The sequence below is a fragment of the Marinobacter sp. genome (assembly GCF_040904845.1).
GTDB lineage: Bacteria > Pseudomonadota > Gammaproteobacteria > Pseudomonadales > Oleiphilaceae > Marinobacter.
The window spans coordinates 85775-103529 of record NZ_JBBDSR010000109.1; the positions used below are offsets into that span (position 1 = coordinate 85775).

Genomic DNA, 17755 nt, shown 5'->3' on the forward strand with positions numbered 1-17755 from the left:
CATGACGGTTGAATTGGGGATCATTGAAGGGTTCTACGGGCCGCTGTGGAGTTGGGAAGATCGCAAACAGCTGGTAACGACGCTGGAGCCGCACGGCTATCAGTTTTACCTCTATGCGCCGAAGGCCGATGCGTTTCTCCGGCGACGATGGGCAGAGCCCCACCCACAGGAGACCGGGGCCAAAATGGCAGATTTTGCCCGCTTCTGTCGCAAGCACGGTGTCCGCTTTGGTGTCGGGCTGAGCCCGTTCGAAGTGTTTAACCATTTCGATGACGAGGCCAGGTCGGCCCTGGCCGCAAAACTGGCGTTCCTGGATGAAATCGGGGTTCAGGAACTGGCGATTTTATTTGACGATATGCGCAGCGACACGCCGGACCTGGCGGCCCGGCAGGCGGATATTGTGCATTGGGTTCGGGACAGAACCACTGTGCAGCAGTTGTCGGTCTGCCCGAGTTACTACTCCGACGATCCCGTGCTGGATCGGGTATTCGGGGAGCGCCCCCGCGATTACCTGACAACGCTCGGCGAGCTCCTGGACCCTGCTGTTCGCGTGTTCTGGACGGGCGAGGAAGTTTGCTCCCGGGAGGTCACCCCGGGCCACCTGAAACGAATCGGCAGGGCGCTCGGCCGCAAGCCGGTGCTGTGGGACAATTATCCAGTCAATGACGGTGACCGCATGTCACGTCACCTCCACTTGCGGGGGTTCACCGGCCGTCCGGCAAACAATGCGGCGTGGCTTTCCGGCCATGCCATCAACCCCGCCTTGCAACCGATCTTGAGTGCGATCCCGGCGATTACCCTCGCCGACAGTTACCGGTTGGGTCCGGAATACCAGTATGGCCAGGCTTTTCGCCATGCCTCCCGCGAGGTTCTGGGCGGCGATCTTGCGGAACAGGTCCTGACGGACCTGCTGACGCTGCAGGACGCGGGGCTGCATCGAATCAGCGAGGAAAAAAAGCAGGCGCTTCTGGGTATTTATCGAGGTTTTTCCAACGCCGGTGCGGGGGAAATTTGCCGGTGGCTGAACGGTGACTATCAGGTGACCGACGAAATGGTCCAGACGCAATAGCCGCCGCGGTTCAGGGTATAAAGCGAGTGGCTGCGTTACATGGGCCAGTGAAGTTGCAGGTTTCCCCCGCCGAACCCCAACTGGTGCAGGTAGAACGTTGGGTTCAACGTCAGCACTGCGCCATCATTTTCTGAAATGACCATGTTTAATGGCAGTGTGAATTTGCCGATAAAGCCCGAGTGTCTGCGGTCACGACTTTGCTGGAAATCCTGCCGTATTTCCGCGTGGCTCAGATACACCCCGGGACTCAAGGTGGACCGTGCCGACAATGGCAGCGTCATGTCCGCGTAGAGCGTTGGCTCCCGGCGGCTGACGAAGCCGGCCTCATTTCGCTCGCGACCGAAGAATCCGTCTTCCTCCAGTCGCAGGTAGGACAGGCCGAAGCTGGGCTGAAAGCGCCGGGTGGGGTGGGTAGCGCGGGCATCCAGCAGGAAATGGTCACGGGAGAAGTCTGACCGCTCCACCGTGTCCTGCTCATTAAACTGATAATGCCTGCGGGTGCGTTCGCCACTGATTGCAAACAGCCACCGCCAGTGACCGGTGAGCCGGCGGTGGCTGAAGGCCGCCTTCAGGCTTTCGTTTTCAACCACGAGATTTTCATTGCGACTGTTCAACTCGGACGCGGGCGACAGGGTTATAGACGCGGTGGTACCCGAAAGCGGGTCCGCCTGAGGGTTGCCGAGGTGCCACTGGCCGAAAAAGCTCATGGGTTTGCGAGTGAATGCGTCCCCGGATTCGGTCTTATCGTTGAAGTAGGCATCGGGCAGTATCCAGCTGGCATGGAGCCAATGATTGGCGGCGAGGTAATGGCGGGCGCTGAAATAAATATCCGACTGGGCCTTGTCCGAAAATACATCGCCTTGCAGCCAGAGTTGAGTGTCGTCGGTCAGGTTGTGCCTGAACCCCACCAGTTGACGCTGGTAGGTGCCGTCAAAATCTTCGCTACGCTGGATGTCGAGCAGAAAGCCCTGGCGCTCGGTGTTGAGCGCAAAATCCTGGCGAAAACGAAAATCCAGATACAGCCGCCGGCTGCTGACACTGCCTCCGGTGCCGCGAATGCCATTGTCGGTCGGTCCTGGCACCGCCTGGCGGTGGCGGAAGGTCAGTTCATGCAAAAAGCGTTCGGTGCTGTATTCGGTATCGCGGCCCTGAACCACGGCTTCCTGACGCCAGGGTTGAGGGATGTGGCTGGTACTGGCCAGGCTGGTAATCGGTATGGCCACCAGAAGCGCCAGCACCGTGTAAAATCTGGCGCGTTGAGTAAGAGGAAATCTGTTCATTTTGCAGGGCCTTCATGGACCTTTTTGAGCTATGCTACGGCTATTTCCCACTCAAGAGCAAAGGGAAGCTGAATGCTGCCGTTCAGGGTCGTTGATCGGGTCAAATTTGTTGTAGAGCGCCAGTTGGTGAAAGGTGCCGGCTTTCAACTGGTGGTCGTTGGCGTTTTTATCGGGTTGATTTCGTTGATCGGCGGCCTGTTGGTGGTGCCTCAGGAAGGCGCATTTGATGGTGCCGGCGCAGCGGTCTGGTGGGCGTTTTTGAGGTTGACCGATCCGGGTTATCTGGGCGATGACGTGGGCACCTGGCAGCGAGTTGTCTCGACCTTGCTGACCATCAGCGGTTATGTCGTATTCATGGGTACGCTGGTGGCCATTCTGACCCGATGGCTGATCGCCAAGATGGCAGACCTTGAGCGGGGACTGACGCCGGTCACTCTCAAGCACCACATCGTGGTGTTGGGATGGACCAGCCAGACGCTGCCCTTGCTGTCCGAGCTGCTGGGGTCATCGGGCCGGATGCGCCGTTTTCTTGAAAAACACGACACCCAGCGGCTGAATCTGGTGGTGCTGTCCGAAAATGCGTCTGCGGCGCAGGTCCATGAATTGCGAACCGAGCCCGGCATTGGCCGCAAGGCACGCCAGGTTATTCTGCGTTCCGGCCTCGCGATACAGCCTGATGCGCTGCAGCGGGTAGCCTGCCTGGATGCGGCTGCAGTGATTGTCCCCAGTGCGGCCCACGAGGCCGGCACGCTGGTGACCTCGGACGTGGAAACCGTGAAAGCCTTGCTGTCGATCGCCGCCCAGGCCCGTCATCGTCGCGCACCGCTTCCCTTTGTGGTGGCGGAAATACAGGACATCCGCAAGCATCCGGTGATTGAACGGGCCTACCCTGGTGAATTGGAAGTCGTGGGCGGAGACGCCACCATCAGCCGGTTGATGGTGCAGAACGTGTTGCACCCGGGTTTGTCGGAAATCTACAACGAATTGCTGACCGCGGGCGAGGGCAACGAAATTTACGTCCGGGGTGGCGACACGGTGGCCGGAATGACCCTGGGAGAGCTCGCCGCACAGCGTCCACAGGTTCTTGTGCTGGGCATCCTGAAAGCGCAGGGCAAAGGTTGGGATGTCCGGTTGCTGGCCCCGTCTGATACGCCCATCGAACTGGCGGATCGGGTGATCATGCTGGCCCGGGATTACGCCGAAACCGATGCCAATCCGAAACTGGCGGCGCGGCCCGCCATACCCCGGGGGGAACCAAGGAAGTGTCAGCGTAAGCGCGCCGAACGCTCGCGAACCATTCTGGTGTTGGGCTGGAACCGCAGGGTGCCGAGTTTGATCGCCGAATTTGGCAGCTACGGTGACCAGCAGTTTCATGTGGATATTGTCTCGGTGGTGCCAGCTGCCGAGCGCGAGCGCGAGATTACCCGCTATATTCATGAGCACCATGAGGTGACCTGTCGTCATATCGAGGCGGATTACATGGTCGAGGACGAGCTGCGCAAAGTGCGTCCCGCGGATTATGACGCGGTGCTTCTGTTGAGCAGTGATCGCCTGGCCTCAGGAGAAGAAGCAGACGCGCGCGCGATGGTTGGCTACCTGCAACTGGAGGACATTCTGACCGATGCCAGCCGTCGGCCTCAGTTGATCATGGAGCTGAGTGATCCCGACAACCGGCCTCTGCTCTTTGGCCACCAGAGCGAAATGCTGATCAGTCCGATGATTCTCAGCCATGTTCTGGCGCAGGTAGCGCTGCGACGGGAGTTGCGTGTGGTGTTGGACGAACTGTTTACCTGTGGCGGTGCCGAATTTCAGTTCCGGGACCCCCAGGATTACCCATTGCCTGCCAGCGTTGACTTCCAGTTACTGGAAAAAGTGCTGGCGGCCCACGGCGAACTGGCGTTGGGCGTGTTTCGAAGCCAGGCCGACGAGCGGGGCCGGCACCTGATGCTGAACCCACCACGGAAAACGTTTCTCGAACTCCAGCCGGGAGACCGGCTGGTGGTGTTGGCGATAACCTGAACTGAGCGCCCGGAATCAGTCAATGGTCTCTAACAGGGCGGCCATGATGTCGTCCATAACCACGAACCCGGTCAGCTCATTGTCATCCAGTACCAGCAGCCGCTTGACCCGGTATTCACTCATCAGGCTGGCGGCGTGGCGCAGTGCCAGGTGCTCACCAACGCTGATGACCGGCTTGGCGCAGGCGTCATAGACATTCAGCAGGTCAATGTCGCCGTCTTCGGCGATCACCGTTTTCAGAACGTTGGTGTAGGTGATCAGCCCGTAGGCATCATGTTCGTTCTGCTTTTCGACCACCAGGGATTTGACGTTGTGGCGCTTCATCAGTGACAGCGCTTCGCGAATGCTGGCAAAGGGGGACACGCTGATGATGTCCCGCACCATTATGTCCTTAACGAGTTTCATGGCGGCTCTCCGCTTAGAGTGAATCTTTCAGGTGTTGTTCAAACTTTTCCACCTGTGACATATCGATGCCTCCCAGATGCTCCAGCGGCAGGGTAAACACCAGGCCCTGGGAATCTTCGTTGTCGGGCATGATGATTTTCTGGATGCTCCGCAGAACCTCCAGGGAGAGCCCTTTTTCCAGGATCACCAGCAGGACGCTTTGGCTGCCGTCGTAGGTGAGGCCGAAAAACGTCTTCTTCGAGGTATTGCTGATGCCACGGCCCGACAGCACCGTGATGCCGCCCGCACCCCGATCCCGGGCGGTGTCGATGCATGTTTGTTCGAGGTCTTCGGGCACAATGGCCACCAGTGCGGAAAATTTCATGGGCTTACCTTCCTGCGGGCTGAAAGAGTCTCTATCACGATGGCGTAGGACATCACCGTAACAATAGGGAAAATCGACGCAAAGGCAATCAGCCCGAAGCCGTCGATCAAGACGTTGCGCCCCTCGATGCTGGTGGCCAGGCCAATACCCAGGGCGGTTACCAGCGGGACGGTGACCTCTGATGTGGTCACCCCGCCCAGGTCATAGGCCAGGGCCACGATATAGCGAGGCGCGATGGCGGTTAACACAATCACGAGCGTGTATCCGGCCATGATGTAGTGATGAATCGAATCACCGGAAATGATCCGGTGAACGCCAACGGTGATGCCCACGGCCACGCCAGCGGCTACCAGCAAGCGGATGGCGTTGCCGTTAATCGTACCGCCAGCGGCCTCTTCCGCCTGTTGGCCGATGGCCAGCAGCGCCGGTTCGGCCATGGTAGTGGCAAAGCCGATCATGAAGGCGAACAGATAAACGTAGACGTACCCCTCCATCGCCATCAGCTGTTCTGCCATGCTGGTGCCGATCGGAAACAGCCCCATTTTCAGGCCCACCACAAACGCGTACAAGCCGAGAATGACCAGACCAAAGCCGAACAGAATCTTTCGTGGATTGCTCAGCCCGCGCTTCAGCACCACATACTGAAAGAACAGGATGGTGATAATGATGGGGAGCACATCACGCACCATCTCCGCCAGATCCAGCACCATAGCCAGCAGGGACGGAGCCTGTGTGGTGCCTTCCACGGTCGGCCGGAGGTCTGCCTCGGTGGCTCCGCCGGAATACACCAGAATGCCGTAAAGCTGGACCGTGACCATCGGCACCATCACCGCCAGCGCCACCAGCCCGAAGCCGTCCGTCAGCGGATTGCGCCCGCGAATGGAAGCGGCGAGGCCAATGCCCAGAGCGGCAATCAGCGGAACGGTGACGATGTTGGTGGTGACCCCGCCGGAGTCATAGGCCAGCCCAACGATTTCCGGCGGCGCAAACCAGGTGACAATCACCACCGTGATATAGCCGATAATCATGAACCAGTGCAGGGGGTATCCGAAAATGGTCCGGAACACCCCCAGCGCCACCACGGTACCTACGGAAAACGCCACCAGCAGGCGCAAAGTCAGCGCATCAATACGTCCCTGACTGATGTCCTGAGCCTGCTGCGTGACGGCAATCAGGGCCGGCTCTGCGATCACCGCCGAAAATCCCATGGCGAACCCGAAGGCCAGCAATATGGGCACCGAGCCGCGCCGGGCAAACTGATTTGAAAGGCTTTTGCCCACCGGGAAGATGCTCAGCTCAAGGCCTTGCAGGAACAGTGCGACGCCTATCGCAACCACCAGCAAACCAACAACCATGCTCAGGGTATTGTCCGGCACCTGGCGAAGAACGATGAGCTGGAAGAAAGCCACCACCGCCACGATAGGAAGCAGGTTCTTCAATGCGTGCAGCAGGGAGCGACCAAAGGTCTGCAAGTAGAACACCCAAACCTCCGTCTGTTATTCGTCCGTTTCTGTTTTCGATACGCCTAACATTCACCAGAAAAATGATGAGAATAGATAATATAAATTTCAATTATAAAATCAAAGGCACTAAAGTAGCGTCCATCGCTGGCTGTCTGACCAAATTTTGATCGGATCGCCGGCTCACCGGAGCAGCCTTGCTGCTTCTGTTGAAGAGCACCTCAAACCTCACACCCAGAGTACAGGACTGAGATCATGCCATACGCAAAAGACGTTGACGCCATTGCTTCCATTCTGAAGCAAAACCCGACCTGGAACGCCATCAATCCGAAGCACGCAGCTCGCATGCGCGCCCAGAACAAATTCAAGACCGGTCTGGATATTGCCAAGTACACCGCGAAAATCATGCGCGAAGACATGGCGAACTACGACAACGACACCTCCCAGTACACCCAGTCCCTGGGTTGCTGGCACGGCTTCATCGGTCAGCAGAAGATGCTGTCCATCAAGAAGCACTTCGGTAGCACCAAGCGTCGTTACCTGTACCTGTCTGGCTGGATGGTAGCTGCCCTGCGTTCCGAGTTCGGCCCGCTGCCGGACCAGTCCATGCACGAGAAGACCGCCGTATCCGGTCTGATCGAAGAGCTGTACACCTTCCTGCGTCAGGCCGACTCATGGGAACTGAACCACCTGTTCCGCGCCCTGGAAGAAGCCGAAAATGCCGGTGACAACGCCAGGGCGGAAGAACTGATCAAGCAGGTCGATGCCCACGAAACGCACGTTGTGCCGATCATTGCCGACATCGACGCCGGTTTCGGCAACGCCGAAGCGACCTACCTGCTGGCCAAGCAGATGATCGAAGCCGGTGCCTGCTGCATCCAGATCGAAAACCAGGTGTCTGACGAGAAGCAGTGTGGTCACCAGGACGGTAAAGTGACCGTTCCTCACGCCGACTTCCTGTCCAAGATCAACGCTGTTCGTCTGGCGTTCCTTGAGCTGGGCGTTGATGACGGTGTTATTGTTGCCCGTACTGACTCACTGGGCGCGGGCCTGACCCAGAAGATCGCCGTAACGGAAGAGCCGGGCGATCTGGGCGACCAGTACAACAGCTTCATCGACGGTGAAGTGATCGAGAAAGCCGAAGACATCAACAACGGCGACGTTGTGATCAAGCAGAAAGGTCAGCTGGTTCGCCCGAAGCGTCTGGCTTCCGGTCTGTTCCAGTTCAAGCCCGACACCGGCGAAGACCGTGTGATTCTGGACTGCATCACCAGCTTGCAGAACGGCGCTGACCTGCTGTGGATCGAAACCGAGAAGCCCCACGTTGGCCAGATCGCAGCCATGGTTAACCGCATCAAGGAAGTGGTGCCCGACGCTAAGCTGGTCTACAACAACAGCCCGTCGTTCAACTGGACCCTGAACTTCCGTCAGCAGGTATTCGACGCCTGGAAGGACGAAGGCAAGGACGTGTCTGCATACGAGCGTGCGGACCTGATGGCCGCCAAGTACGACGACACTGACCTTGGCAAGCTGGCTGATGAGTGGACTGCCAACTTCCAGCGCGATGGCGCTCGTGAAGCCGGTATCTTCCACCACCTGATCACTCTGCCGACTTACCACACGGCGGCTCTGTCTACCGACAACCTGGCTAAAGGTTACTTCGGTGACGAAGGCATGCTGGCGTATGTGGCCGGTGTACAGCGTAAAGAGATCCGTCAGGGTATCGCGACCGTGCGGCACCAGGACATGGCCGGTTCCAACATCGGTGACGACCACAAGGAATTCTTCGCTGGTGATGCCGCGCTGAAGGCCGGTGGTAAGGACAACACGATGAACCAGTTCGGTTAATCGAACGGTTGGTTGTTCATCAGGCAAGGCCAACGCCCTGCCTGAATCGCAAAACCCCGCCTTGTGCGGGGTTTTGTTTTTTAACACTTATGGTTTTCAGTATGTGTCTGATATAGAGACATAAAAGCCAGCACCGCACAAAACCCCCGGAAAATCTGTTTCAAAAATGTAACAGTGAGCCAGCCTAACCATCTTCGCTTTTCCTTTCCAATTAAGATAAAAAATATTTAAATACAGTGGCTTGTGGTTTTCTCAAGAAAGCTGGCACGGAAATCGCTCCTGTTACCGAGCGGGTCTGAACCATGGATTGACTGATGTCAGGCAGTGGGGGCGGGCCGCTTTGAAGCCAAAACAATTGATAAGGAAGCTTGATCATGGAAACCAAAAAAAGCATGCTAGCAATCGCTGTCGCTATGGGACTTGGCCTGTCTGGAATGGCATGGGCCGACCAGGGAGGAGATGGCAGCCCGAACACCAACGCTGACGATGGCGGTCTTGCTGCCAATGTGACCGATAACCTCAATAACAATTCGGACAATTCCACCCATGTGGATGTTGCTGACAGCGGCAACGACAACTCCACGGATAATTCAAACCGCAGCACCAACCTTGATATCGCTGACAGCGGTAACAACAGCTCCGACAACTCGGACAGTTCTGCCAAGGATTCCTATAACGCTGACAACAGCACAGCGACGTTGAACCTGACGGTTGAAACCTTCCTCAATGACGCCGACCTGAGTGGCACCGTCAGTGACGTGAATGTCACTTATGGCAGTGCTGAAAAAGGTGGTGAAGCCATGGCATCTTCGTCCAACAAGATTGATGGTGGCTCCGCCAACTTCACTGGTGTCGGGGCGTTCGCGCAGAACGCGGGTGTAGGCAGCGTGACCCAGGCGAATGTGAATGTTATGTCGAACCTGAGCACCGGCGGTAACTGATGGTAGCTGGCCGCACCCCGGAGAGGGTGCGGCCTGATTACCCGGGAGAACAGGCATGGGTAATATCATCAGAAGGACGCTGAGCGCTGGCGTGTTGATATTGGGTTTGGGTGTGGGATTTCAGGCGTTGGCCGATGAGTGGCTGATGGTTGAACCGCTTTCGGCGGATCAGTTGGCGGATGCCAGCGGCCGGCAAGGTGTGCCCTTGCAGTGGCAGATCAATGACAGCGAGCAGAATGCCAATGTGTCCGACAACGTGCTGTCAGGCAATGTGGTGACGGGCGATAACATTCTCTCTGGCCATGCGTTTGACAACATGAGCGGTATTGCCACGGTGATCCAGAATACCGGTAACCAGGTGGTGATTCAGGACACCACCCAGATTAACATTCAAATCAACCACTGAAGGAGGTGGACCATGGCCGTGCGCAATCTTGCTGCCCAACTTGCTGCAATATGCACGGGTGCAGGGCTGCTGTGGTCCACCGCTTTAGCCGGTTCGGTGACGATACCTGGCATTGGCGGTGACCTTCAGCTTGGCGTAACCAGCTATCAGGAAAAGCGGTTCGACAGTGTGATGCGTCAGCAGTATGACTTCAGTTGCGGTTCTGCAGCACTGGCTTCTTTGCTTTCCTATCATTACCAACACGACCTGACAGAGCAGGAAGTTTTCGGTGATATGTTGGCGCTTGCCGACGAGGAGAAAGTGCGCAGGGAAGGGTTTTCGATGCTGGATATGAAACGGTTCCTCGCCTCGAAAGGCTATCAGGCCGACGGTTTCCGACTGCCGCTGGCAGGGCTTAAAGAGCAGGTGCAGCTGCCGATGATTGTATTGTTGAACCTGGACGGCTTTCGACATTTTGTGGTGATCAAGGGTATCAGTGACGATGAAGTTCTGGTCGGTGACCCTGCTCGCGGGTTGAAAGTCTATACCTACCGGCAGTTCGAACGTTATTGGGACGGAACCGCTTTTGTGATTCGAAACCATCTGCAGCAGGGGCGACAATCGTTCCTCGGCGATGGTAACTGGCCCCAGGTTGCCAGGGCTCCCTTGCACAAAGGGCAGGGCGGACCTTCACTGGGGCACACATTGCCGTACTGGCCCTCATCAAGGGAGTGGTGACATCATGGTCTATCGAACTGGTCTGGTGATGTGGGTCCTGGCGGGATCGGTGTTATGCCGGCCTGTTGCGGCCGAATTTAACGTGCAAGCCGTGCCCCTGGAAGACCCGGAACTGGCGGAACTGCGGGGCGGGTTTGTATTTGATAACCTGGAAATTGCCATCGGGCTTGAGCAGATTGTGTCAGTGAATGGCGACACCATGGTGGTTAACCGCTTGAACATTCCCAACCTTAATCAGGTGGTGAATGGTCGGGGTATTGACCATCACCTTGAGACAGTGCTGCAGGTGTCCAGGCCAGATCAGAGAGCGGGGACACTGGTATCCGGAAATCTGGGGAACACCTCTGGCTGGATGACGCTGGTTCAGAACAACCTTGATGGCACCGTGATCCAGAATGTCCAGAAGCTCAATATTGAACTGAATAATATCGGCGGCGGCTACCAGGTTCCGGCCCGTCTGAACGAGCACCTGACACAGTTTCCGGGTCGCTAGGTTCCCTGCCCATCAGAGGCTGATGGGCAGCTTCATGGTTATTTCACTGCTCGGCGCATTTTCGGTTACCCCAACACTGACGGTCAGGCTCAGGCTGGTGCTCGGCCCCAAACGCTGGGACAGACCAAAGGAGAGGGAGCCGACTTGGATGCGGTCAAAATTGGCACCGAAGAGATCATTGTCCCGCTCAAAATTGGTCTTGCGAATGACCGAGTGATCGTACCCCAGGCTGAATGATGTTCTGTCGTTGAATGCGAACCCCATCCCGAAACCGAACCGCACCACATCGCCGGGGTTCACTGTGCCGCCGTTTTCGAATCCTTGTTCCTCTTTCAGGGTGTAGACGTAACTCAGGTTCCCGAAAAGTACAGCCGGATCCGTGGGGTAGATGAATGAGACTCCCGGCTCGAAAGACCAGAAGCCGGAGCCTGTCGGTCGGTCTCTCAGCTCCACACCGATTGGATTGCCCTGGTTATCCTCGACTATCCGTTGGTCCACATCGTAGGGGCCATCGCCGGTAGGTGGCTTCACCCGAAAGACACCGATGACGTACGGCATACCGTCAACGCCATCATTTAACTGGTATCGTGCGGAGAGTTCGACGTCGCCCACGCCACTGCCACTGGATTCCCGTTGTGTATCGACGGGCGTGCCCTGAAAGGCCTGTCGCTCACGAAGATCTTCATTGATGTTGAGGTAGGGTATCCGTATGGCCGCTTCCAGCTTGCTGGAAAAACCGTATTTCAGGGACAGCGCGGTAACAAAGACATCACGCTGGATTTCCGAGATATTGATGAGCCCCACCAGCAACGCCGGTATCACGGTATAGCCTTCGATGGCTACCGCCGTGGAATTACTGTGGGCGTGAGAAAATGAGGGCTCGATGGTGAAGCGTCCGGGCCGTGTCACGATGCCCCGGTCTGAGGTGATCGACGCGATGTCGGAGGCCTTGTCTGCCTGCTCCGACGACGTATCGTTATCCGGTTTTCCGTAGTCGTCGTAGTGTTCCTGAGCATTGGTGGTTGTTGGCAGCAATACGGCTGCGAGAATTAAGGGCTTTAGCCGATAATACATGGATACTGCTCCTTGTTATGGGTGGTTCCTGTGTGACCTGTGTCCTGATGATCGTTGGTGGTGAGGGCCGTATTTGTCCATCAACCGGTAAAAGGAGACCCGGGAAATCTTCAGGATTCGAGCGGCTGCGGAAACATTCTGATGGGAGAGCGCCAGGCTGCAGGAGAGCGCCTGCTTATCGGCTCTGGCGCGAAACGCCTCCAGGCTGAGGCCGGATTGTCCCGGGATGGTGGCACCCAGTTCGGCCAGCCCCAGGTCTGCCGGTTCAATCATCGCCGATTCACTCAACAGCATGGCCTGGCGCAGGCGGTTCTGTAGCTCCCGCAGGTTACCGGGCCAGTTGTATTGCGCCAGGCTCTGCAGTGCCGGGGTGCTCAGCTTGCGGGCCCCGAAAGCGGTGTGGGTGCTCGCCAGAATATGGTTGGCGACAACAGGAATGTCTTCCGGCCGGTCCCGCAAGGAGGGCAGGTGCACTTCCAGGCTGCCCAGGCGGTAGTACACATCACTGCGGAACTCGCCGTTTTCGACCAGATTTTTCAAAGGATTGGCGCTGGTTGCAATCACCCGTACATCGACCTGAAGTGGGTGGTTCCCACCGACCCGTTCGACCTGTCCTTCCTGAAGAAACCGAAGAATGGCGGATTGTTGTTCCGGATACAGCTCATCAATGCCTGAGAGCAGGAGTGTGCCGCCGTCTGCCGATTCCAGTCGCCCGCGCCGGCTGTTCAGCGCGTGGGTGAAGGCCCCTTTTTCGTGACCAAACAGCTCACTCTGGGTCAGCGACAGTGGAAGTGCGGCACAGTTGACTGTGACGAACGGCTGCGTCCGGCGCGAGGAGTGACGGTGAATGAAAATCGCGGCGGCGTCTTTTCCGGTGCCGCTCTCACCGGAAATCAAAACCGGCTCATTGGTTCTGGCGAACCGCCTCAACATCGCCCGGGCCTCTCGAATGACCTGGGAGCCGCCTTCCAGAGCTGCGTCCTTATAACTGTCGTGGGGTTCAAAGTCCGCTTGTGTATGCAGCTGCGCCATGCCCCAAAGATGTCCAAGAACGGTGTTCAGCCGTTCGGGGTCCAAAGGCAGGTGGTGGTAGTCCGTGCAATGCCGGGAGATCAGCGTGCCAAGCCGGCTGTCTTCATGGGGCGTGGCTGGCAGTATGCCAACCCAGTGTGACAGCCGCAGTGCCTCTACCCACTGATCGAGATAAGGCGTGCCCTGGTCGGGGTAAACGCTGAGATCCAACACGCCGACCTTCGCTTTCCCTGCGCCCGTGAGGGCAAAGGGCGGCGCTTCGGTCATGTCAAACGTATGGATAGTCCACTGGTCAGACAGCAGAGGGTCCTTTTGTTCGCTAACGCTAGCCGCCGACAGCCAAACGAGCGGTCGATGTTCCTTCATGGCGGATCTCCCGGAGATAACGGTCCGGTTTTTTCCATACATGTAGCGTGCCATTTTGCGCGGTGTGGCCATTTTCAACAAGTTGTAAAAGAGCGTTGAAGCTACGAGAGCCGAATCTGTAAATTTTGCCGACAACTGGGCCAGGCTTCTCTTGGCATCTTTACTAAGTCTCGCATCGAAGGCAATCTGACCAGTCTCAGAGCCGGGGAGAGTAGCGTTGACACTGGAACAGGGAATCGTATTTGCGGTTTTGGGCGCGACACTGGCGCTTTTTGTCTGGAATCGACTGCGCTTTGATGTGGTGTCCATGTTGGCGCTGCTGGCCATTGCCGTCGCCGGCCTGGTGCCGTCGGATGAACTGTTTGCCGGCTTCGGCCACCCGGCGGTGGTCACCGTGGCCGCAGTGCTTGTTATCAGTCAGGGGCTGGTCAACGGCGGGGTGGTGGACAATATTGCGCGGCTGCTGGGCCGGGTAGGGCACCGCCCGACATTGCAGGTGTTGATGCTGACCGCCGTTGTTGCGTTGTGTTCGGGCTTTATCAACAACGTGGGTGCGCTGGCGCTGTTGATGCCCGTGGCGATTTGGATGTCACGGGAATCGGGCCGTTCGCCATCGCTTCTGTTGATGCCCCTGGCGTTCGGATCGCTGCTGGGCGGCACCATGACGCTGATCGGCACGCCGCCCAATATCATCATTGCCAGTTATCGGGAAAGCGGCAGTTTCGGCCTGTTTGACTTTGCCCCGGTTGGCGGGGCGATCACACTGGTTGGCATCGCGTTCATTACCTTGGTGGGTTGGCGCTTGACGCCCCAACGACAGGACAGCGATGACGGCGGCAAGCTGTTCAGCGTCGGGGACTATGTTACCGAACTCCGGGTACCTCAGGAATCCGGTTTCGCGGGTGGCACGCTTCACAATCTGCTGACCCGTTCCGACAGCACAGAAGACGTAGTGGTGCTCGCATTGATTCGCGGCGATAAAAAATCGCTTGCGCCTTCCACCTACATGGTTCTGAAGGAGGCCGACGTGCTGATGGTGGAGGCCGATACCGACAGCCTTCAGAGCTTTCTCGATAACACTGGGCTCGAACTGGACAGCACGCCTGACGACAACGCGGAAGTGGCCGGCGAAGAGGCGTTGGCGGATGACGCTTCCGATGAAGGCGATATCCGCCTGACGGAGGTTGTCATTACGCCGGAATCGAGTCTGGTCGGGCAAACTGCCAATCGCCTGAACCTGCGCGAGGCTCAAGGTCTGAACGTTGTGGCGCTTGCGCGGCAGGGCCATCGGCTGAACCGACGAATTGGCGATGTGAGGTTTCAGGCCGGGGATATTCTCCTGGTCCAGGGGCAGGATGAGGTGTTGAGTGGCGCGCTTCAGAATCTCGGCTGCCTGCCGCTGGCAGAGCGCGGTTTGCGGCTGGGTCGGGAGCGCAAAACCGTACTGGCCGGCGGCCTGTTCATCGGCGCTATTGTCGCCATTATCGGCGGCTGGCTGGCACCGCCGGTGGCGTTGGTGGGCTGTGCCGTCGCCATGGTGCTTACCGGGTTGCTCAACACTGCCGAGGCCTATAAGGCCATCGACTGGTCGGTCATTGTATTGCTGGCCGCAATGATACCGGTGGGGCAGGCCCTGGAAACCACAGGCGGTGCGGAGCTGATCGCAGCGCAGATGCTGGCGATCAGCGATGGCCTGGCCCCGTTCCTGGTGCTGACGATTGTCTTGGTTGGCACCATGCTGTTGTCGAATGTGGTCAACAACGCTGCGGCCGCGATACTGGTCGCCCCGATTGCACTGAGCCTGGCCTCGGAGCTGGGTATGGCGTCGGATGCGGTGTTGATGGCGGTGGCGGTGGGCGCGTCCTGTGCCTTTCTGACGCCCATTGGCCATCAATCCAACGCATTGGTGATGGAGCCAGGGGGTTACCGGTTCGGAGACTATTGGCGGCTGGGTTTGCCGATGTCGATGCTGGTGACCGCGGTGGCTGTGCCGATGATTATGCTGGTTTGGGGGTAAGTCAGTTGTGCGGGTCGTACAGACCCAGGTGAATGGCTTCCTGCACGGCTTCGGCGGTCTTGAACCCCAGTCCGACGGTGATTCCTGTTGACAGCACCTTCGAGGGTGTCCATTGGTTGGAGATGTCGCTCCTTGCGGCAAAAAGTCAGGTTTAAGGGGTATAGTTGAACCGGGCGGGGGCTTCAGGTCGGGTTAACGTGGATGGCCCGACAAACCCGGTCGGGGTTGTCGGGCCGGTTGGTGCTATCAGATACTAATGACTACTCGACTTCCACCAGAATGGCCATGCCCAGGCGGTCGGAATCTCCGCCGGCGAGGTACCGGTTATTGAAAACCCCGATGCTGGCGTCTTCGTTGAAGAAACCGTCCAGTTGGTAGACACCTTCATCGTAGTTGAAGCTGATGGTGGTTGCGCCATTGGGCCCCACACTGACGGTGATATCGTCATACGGGTCGGCAAAGGAGTCGCGGCTGACCTGGCCGGTGAAGCTGGTACGGTCCACCCGAATTACACTGCCCTCGAAGTTGGCTTCGGTTTCGGAAGTCATGTTGATGAACGAGTTGAACCGCAGGCTGCCGAGGCGAATGGCTTCAGAATTATCGCCACCCGCGTCCAGGCGCGCATAAACGCTCAACACGCGATAGGATTTGTCCGCGATGGAGAGCTGGCTGTTGGGCAGCCTCACCATCAGGGTTTTGTCCAGTCTCGAGGTCAATGGATCGGTATCGACTTCCTCACCTGAGATGATAGATATAAAGTCCAGCGAATCGTTGATAAAGCCGTCGGCTGGGTCGCCAATCTCGACAATGTCGCCATCGCCACTGATGGTGTAGGCCAAGTCGGTATCGCCGGTACTTGTGGACTCGCTGTAGGTCGCTTCTCCGCCGGGATCAAGCACCAGTTCCTGTTTCGCACCCGCGCTGGCGTCTGCGGTTCCGGTACTTCCATCGTCGCTGAACGTCACCACATTCTGTTCGGCTTCCAACCGAATATCGCCTCCCTGGGTCTGCTGGCTGCCCAGGTACACCCGGCCAAAGTCTCCATCGAGAAGAATGTCGCTATCCTGATCCGGCATAGCGGCAAATATTTCCAGCGACTGGAGGAGTTCGTCACCGAGCTTGTTCTGCGGGTCCAGGTCACCCTCGGCGGTCAGACCATACCGAATCACGGTTTCGCTGGGTGCCAACACGAAGAGTTTGTGGTTCAGCGCTTTCTGGAGGCGGTAGGTGATTCCGGGTGAACGGAAGCCTTCGGTGTCGTTCAGGCTTTCACTGAATTCACCTTCAACCGTGAGTATATTGTTGCTGGAGAAGGTGCCCGGGAACTGGTCTTGCTCGTTATCAATCTCTCTTTCTACCCACAGGCTGCTATTCGCCAGGTCAGGGCCGGTTAGCAGAGAGTCGAAGCTTTCTTCTGAAGAGCGGTTGAAGGTCACGTTGCCGCCATCACCGGCGGTGAACTCGAAGTCTCCGCCAAACACGCCGACGTCCCAGGTGCCGCTGCTGTTATTGTCGGAATCGTGTAGGCCAAACAGCATGGACGAGATACGGTAATTGCCGGCAATGGTGCTGGCGTCACCTTCTTCGGCGGTGGCCAGGGCAATCTGCGCCTCAAGGTCTTCGCCGACGACTTTGTCGAGCTCGGCCAGCATTTCGGCAAGCCGGAAGTCTGGTGAGGCAGTCAGGTCGAATTCGTCCACGCGGTTTCTGATCTTCACCACATCGTTGACTTCGAGGGATTCCAGTGACGCATCGCTGTCGACAAATTTCTGCAAGATGAATTCCGAGGCAGGGTCGATATCGACTGCCTGTTCCACCACTTGCGAGCGCATTTGGGCGTCGTTCGGACCGGTGATGCGCGCCACCAGGTTGCCCGCCAGGTTGACGCCTTCCGGCAGAGCCAGAGTGTAGGTGCCATCAACGGATGTGCGGCCGGTGGCCAGCACGTCACCCACCTGGTTGCCATCGTCGTCCACTCGAATCAGCTCTACGTCTGCACCCTCAACCGGTTGCAGGCCACTGATGGCGGCGGCTGCCGGCGATATCAGAAAATTCGAGGCGATTTCAAACAAACCGGGTTCGCGGAAGCTTGCGACCTGGCCGCCCGGTGCGCTTACGGTACCGCCGACTTCCGTGCCGTCGCCTGAGCCGCTGGAAGATGAGTTGCTGCAGCCTGTCAGCGCTACGCTGGCTGCAATTGCCGAGGCTAGTGATAGTTTTTTTAGAGACACCATTGGGAAAACTCCTCCACTTTTTATATTGTT

At 57.8% G+C, this 17755-nt stretch carries 15 protein-coding genes; 8 read left to right on the top strand and 7 right to left on the bottom strand.

The window, feature by feature from the left end; all coding sequences use genetic code 11:
- The first annotated feature begins 1 nt into the window (after position 1).
- Positions 2–1069, top strand: a complete 1068-nt coding sequence (locus tag WD429_RS14165) for a beta-N-acetylglucosaminidase domain-containing protein (RefSeq protein ID WP_368422831.1) — start codon at positions 2–4, stop codon at positions 1067–1069.
- A gap of 35 nt (positions 1070–1104) precedes the next feature.
- Here WD429_RS14165 and WD429_RS14170 read toward each other — a convergent pair whose 3' ends face one another.
- Positions 1105–2349, bottom strand: a complete 1245-nt coding sequence (locus tag WD429_RS14170; RefSeq protein ID WP_368422832.1) for a hypothetical protein — start codon at positions 2347–2349, stop codon at positions 1105–1107.
- Positions 2350–2421: 72 nt separating this feature from the next.
- On the opposite strand from WD429_RS14170, the gene WD429_RS14175 reads away from it, so the two are divergent.
- Entirely contained in the window at positions 2422–4368 is a 1947-nt protein-coding gene (locus WD429_RS14175) for an ion channel DMI1 (protein ID WP_368422833.1), read from the top strand.
- Between the two features lie 15 nt (positions 4369–4383).
- On the opposite strand, the gene WD429_RS14180 is transcribed toward WD429_RS14175, so the two are convergent.
- From WD429_RS14180 to WD429_RS14190, 3 genes are read right to left on the bottom strand one after another with little or no spacing between them, the layout of a single operon-like run.
- On the bottom strand, positions 4384–4773 hold the full coding sequence (locus tag WD429_RS14180) for a CBS domain-containing protein (protein WP_368422834.1): 390 nt from the start codon (positions 4771–4773) through the stop codon (positions 4384–4386).
- 13 nt (positions 4774–4786) lie between these two features.
- Positions 4787–5137, bottom strand: a complete 351-nt coding sequence (locus WD429_RS14185; protein ID WP_368422835.1) for a transcriptional regulator — start codon at positions 5135–5137, stop codon at positions 4787–4789.
- A complete protein-coding gene (locus WD429_RS14190; RefSeq protein ID WP_368422836.1) occupies positions 5134–6618 on the bottom strand; it encodes a DUF1538 domain-containing protein in 1485 nt (494 codons plus the stop codon). The genes WD429_RS14185 and WD429_RS14190 overlap by 4 nt, the downstream gene beginning before the upstream one ends.
- 234 nt (positions 6619–6852) lie before the next feature.
- On the opposite strand from WD429_RS14190, the gene WD429_RS14195 reads away from it, so the two are divergent.
- The 5 genes from WD429_RS14195 to WD429_RS14215 all read left to right on the top strand — a co-directional run bounded on the left by WD429_RS14195 (position 6853) and on the right by WD429_RS14215 (position 11002).
- Positions 6853–8445, top strand: a complete 1593-nt coding sequence (locus WD429_RS14195) for an isocitrate lyase (RefSeq protein ID WP_368422837.1) — start codon at positions 6853–6855, stop codon at positions 8443–8445.
- A 374-nt stretch (positions 8446–8819) separates the two neighbouring features.
- Positions 8820–9386, top strand: coding sequence for a hypothetical protein (locus tag WD429_RS14200; protein ID WP_368422838.1), 567 nt, complete (start codon positions 8820–8822; stop codon positions 9384–9386).
- A 55-nt stretch (positions 9387–9441) separates the two neighbouring features.
- Positions 9442–9792 (top strand): hypothetical protein, encoded by a 351-nt coding sequence (locus WD429_RS14205; RefSeq protein ID WP_368422839.1) that lies wholly within the window; start codon positions 9442–9444, stop codon positions 9790–9792.
- Positions 9793–9804: 12 nt separating this feature from the next.
- Positions 9805–10509 carry a C39 family peptidase gene (locus WD429_RS14210; protein ID WP_368422840.1) on the top strand — a complete coding sequence of 235 codons (705 nt, stop codon included), beginning with the start codon at positions 9805–9807 and terminating at the stop codon, positions 10507–10509.
- Between the two features lie 4 nt (positions 10510–10513).
- Complete coding sequence (locus WD429_RS14215; RefSeq protein ID WP_368422841.1) at positions 10514–11002, top strand: hypothetical protein; 489 nt, start codon at positions 10514–10516, stop codon at positions 11000–11002.
- 12 nt (positions 11003–11014) lie between these two features.
- Here WD429_RS14215 and WD429_RS14220 read toward each other — a convergent pair whose 3' ends face one another.
- Complete coding sequence (locus tag WD429_RS14220) at positions 11015–12076, bottom strand: transporter (protein WP_368422842.1); 1062 nt, start codon at positions 12074–12076, stop codon at positions 11015–11017.
- 15 nt (positions 12077–12091) lie between these two features.
- Positions 12092–13474: a sigma 54-interacting transcriptional regulator gene (locus WD429_RS14225; protein ID WP_368422843.1), complete on the bottom strand. Its 1383-nt coding sequence runs from the start codon at positions 13472–13474 to the stop codon at positions 12092–12094.
- Positions 13475–13691: 217 nt separating this feature from the next.
- Between WD429_RS14225 and WD429_RS14230 the strand changes: the two genes are divergently transcribed.
- Positions 13692–15491, top strand: a complete 1800-nt coding sequence (locus tag WD429_RS14230) for an SLC13 family permease (protein WP_368422844.1) — start codon at positions 13692–13694, stop codon at positions 15489–15491.
- A 260-nt stretch (positions 15492–15751) separates the two neighbouring features.
- On the opposite strand, the gene WD429_RS14235 is transcribed toward WD429_RS14230, so the two are convergent.
- Positions 15752–17725: a hypothetical protein gene (locus WD429_RS14235; protein ID WP_368422845.1), complete on the bottom strand. Its 1974-nt coding sequence runs from the start codon at positions 17723–17725 to the stop codon at positions 15752–15754.
- Positions 17726–17755: the final 30 nt, after the last annotated feature.

Excerpts from the sequence above, each read along its gene's own strand:
- WD429_RS14200 (WP_368422838.1), top strand. The coding sequence starts at position 8,820 with ATGGAAACCAAAAAAAGCATGCTAGCAATCGCTGTCGCTATGGGACTT.
- WD429_RS14220 (WP_368422842.1), bottom strand. The coding sequence starts at position 12,076 with ATGTATTATCGGCTAAAGCCCTTAATTCTCGCAGCCGTATTGCTGCCA.
- WD429_RS14175 (WP_368422833.1), top strand. The coding sequence starts at position 2,422 with ATGCTGCCGTTCAGGGTCGTTGATCGGGTCAAATTTGTTGTAGAGCGC.
- WD429_RS14165 (WP_368422831.1), top strand. The coding sequence starts at position 2 with ATGACGGTTGAATTGGGGATCATTGAAGGGTTCTACGGGCCGCTGTGG.
- WD429_RS14235 (WP_368422845.1), bottom strand. The coding sequence starts at position 17,725 with ATGGTGTCTCTAAAAAAACTATCACTAGCCTCGGCAATTGCAGCCAGC.
- WD429_RS14180 (WP_368422834.1), bottom strand. The coding sequence starts at position 4,773 with ATGAAACTCGTTAAGGACATAATGGTGCGGGACATCATCAGCGTGTCC.
- WD429_RS14225 (WP_368422843.1), bottom strand. The coding sequence starts at position 13,474 with ATGAAGGAACATCGACCGCTCGTTTGGCTGTCGGCGGCTAGCGTTAGC.
- WD429_RS14210 (WP_368422840.1), top strand. The coding sequence starts at position 9,805 with ATGGCCGTGCGCAATCTTGCTGCCCAACTTGCTGCAATATGCACGGGT.
- WD429_RS14185 (WP_368422835.1), bottom strand. The coding sequence starts at position 5,137 with ATGAAATTTTCCGCACTGGTGGCCATTGTGCCCGAAGACCTCGAACAA.
- WD429_RS14195 (WP_368422837.1), top strand. The coding sequence starts at position 6,853 with ATGCCATACGCAAAAGACGTTGACGCCATTGCTTCCATTCTGAAGCAA.
- WD429_RS14215 (WP_368422841.1), top strand. The coding sequence starts at position 10,514 with ATGGTCTATCGAACTGGTCTGGTGATGTGGGTCCTGGCGGGATCGGTG.
- WD429_RS14205 (WP_368422839.1), top strand. The coding sequence starts at position 9,442 with ATGGGTAATATCATCAGAAGGACGCTGAGCGCTGGCGTGTTGATATTG.
- WD429_RS14170 (WP_368422832.1), bottom strand. The coding sequence starts at position 2,349 with ATGAACAGATTTCCTCTTACTCAACGCGCCAGATTTTACACGGTGCTG.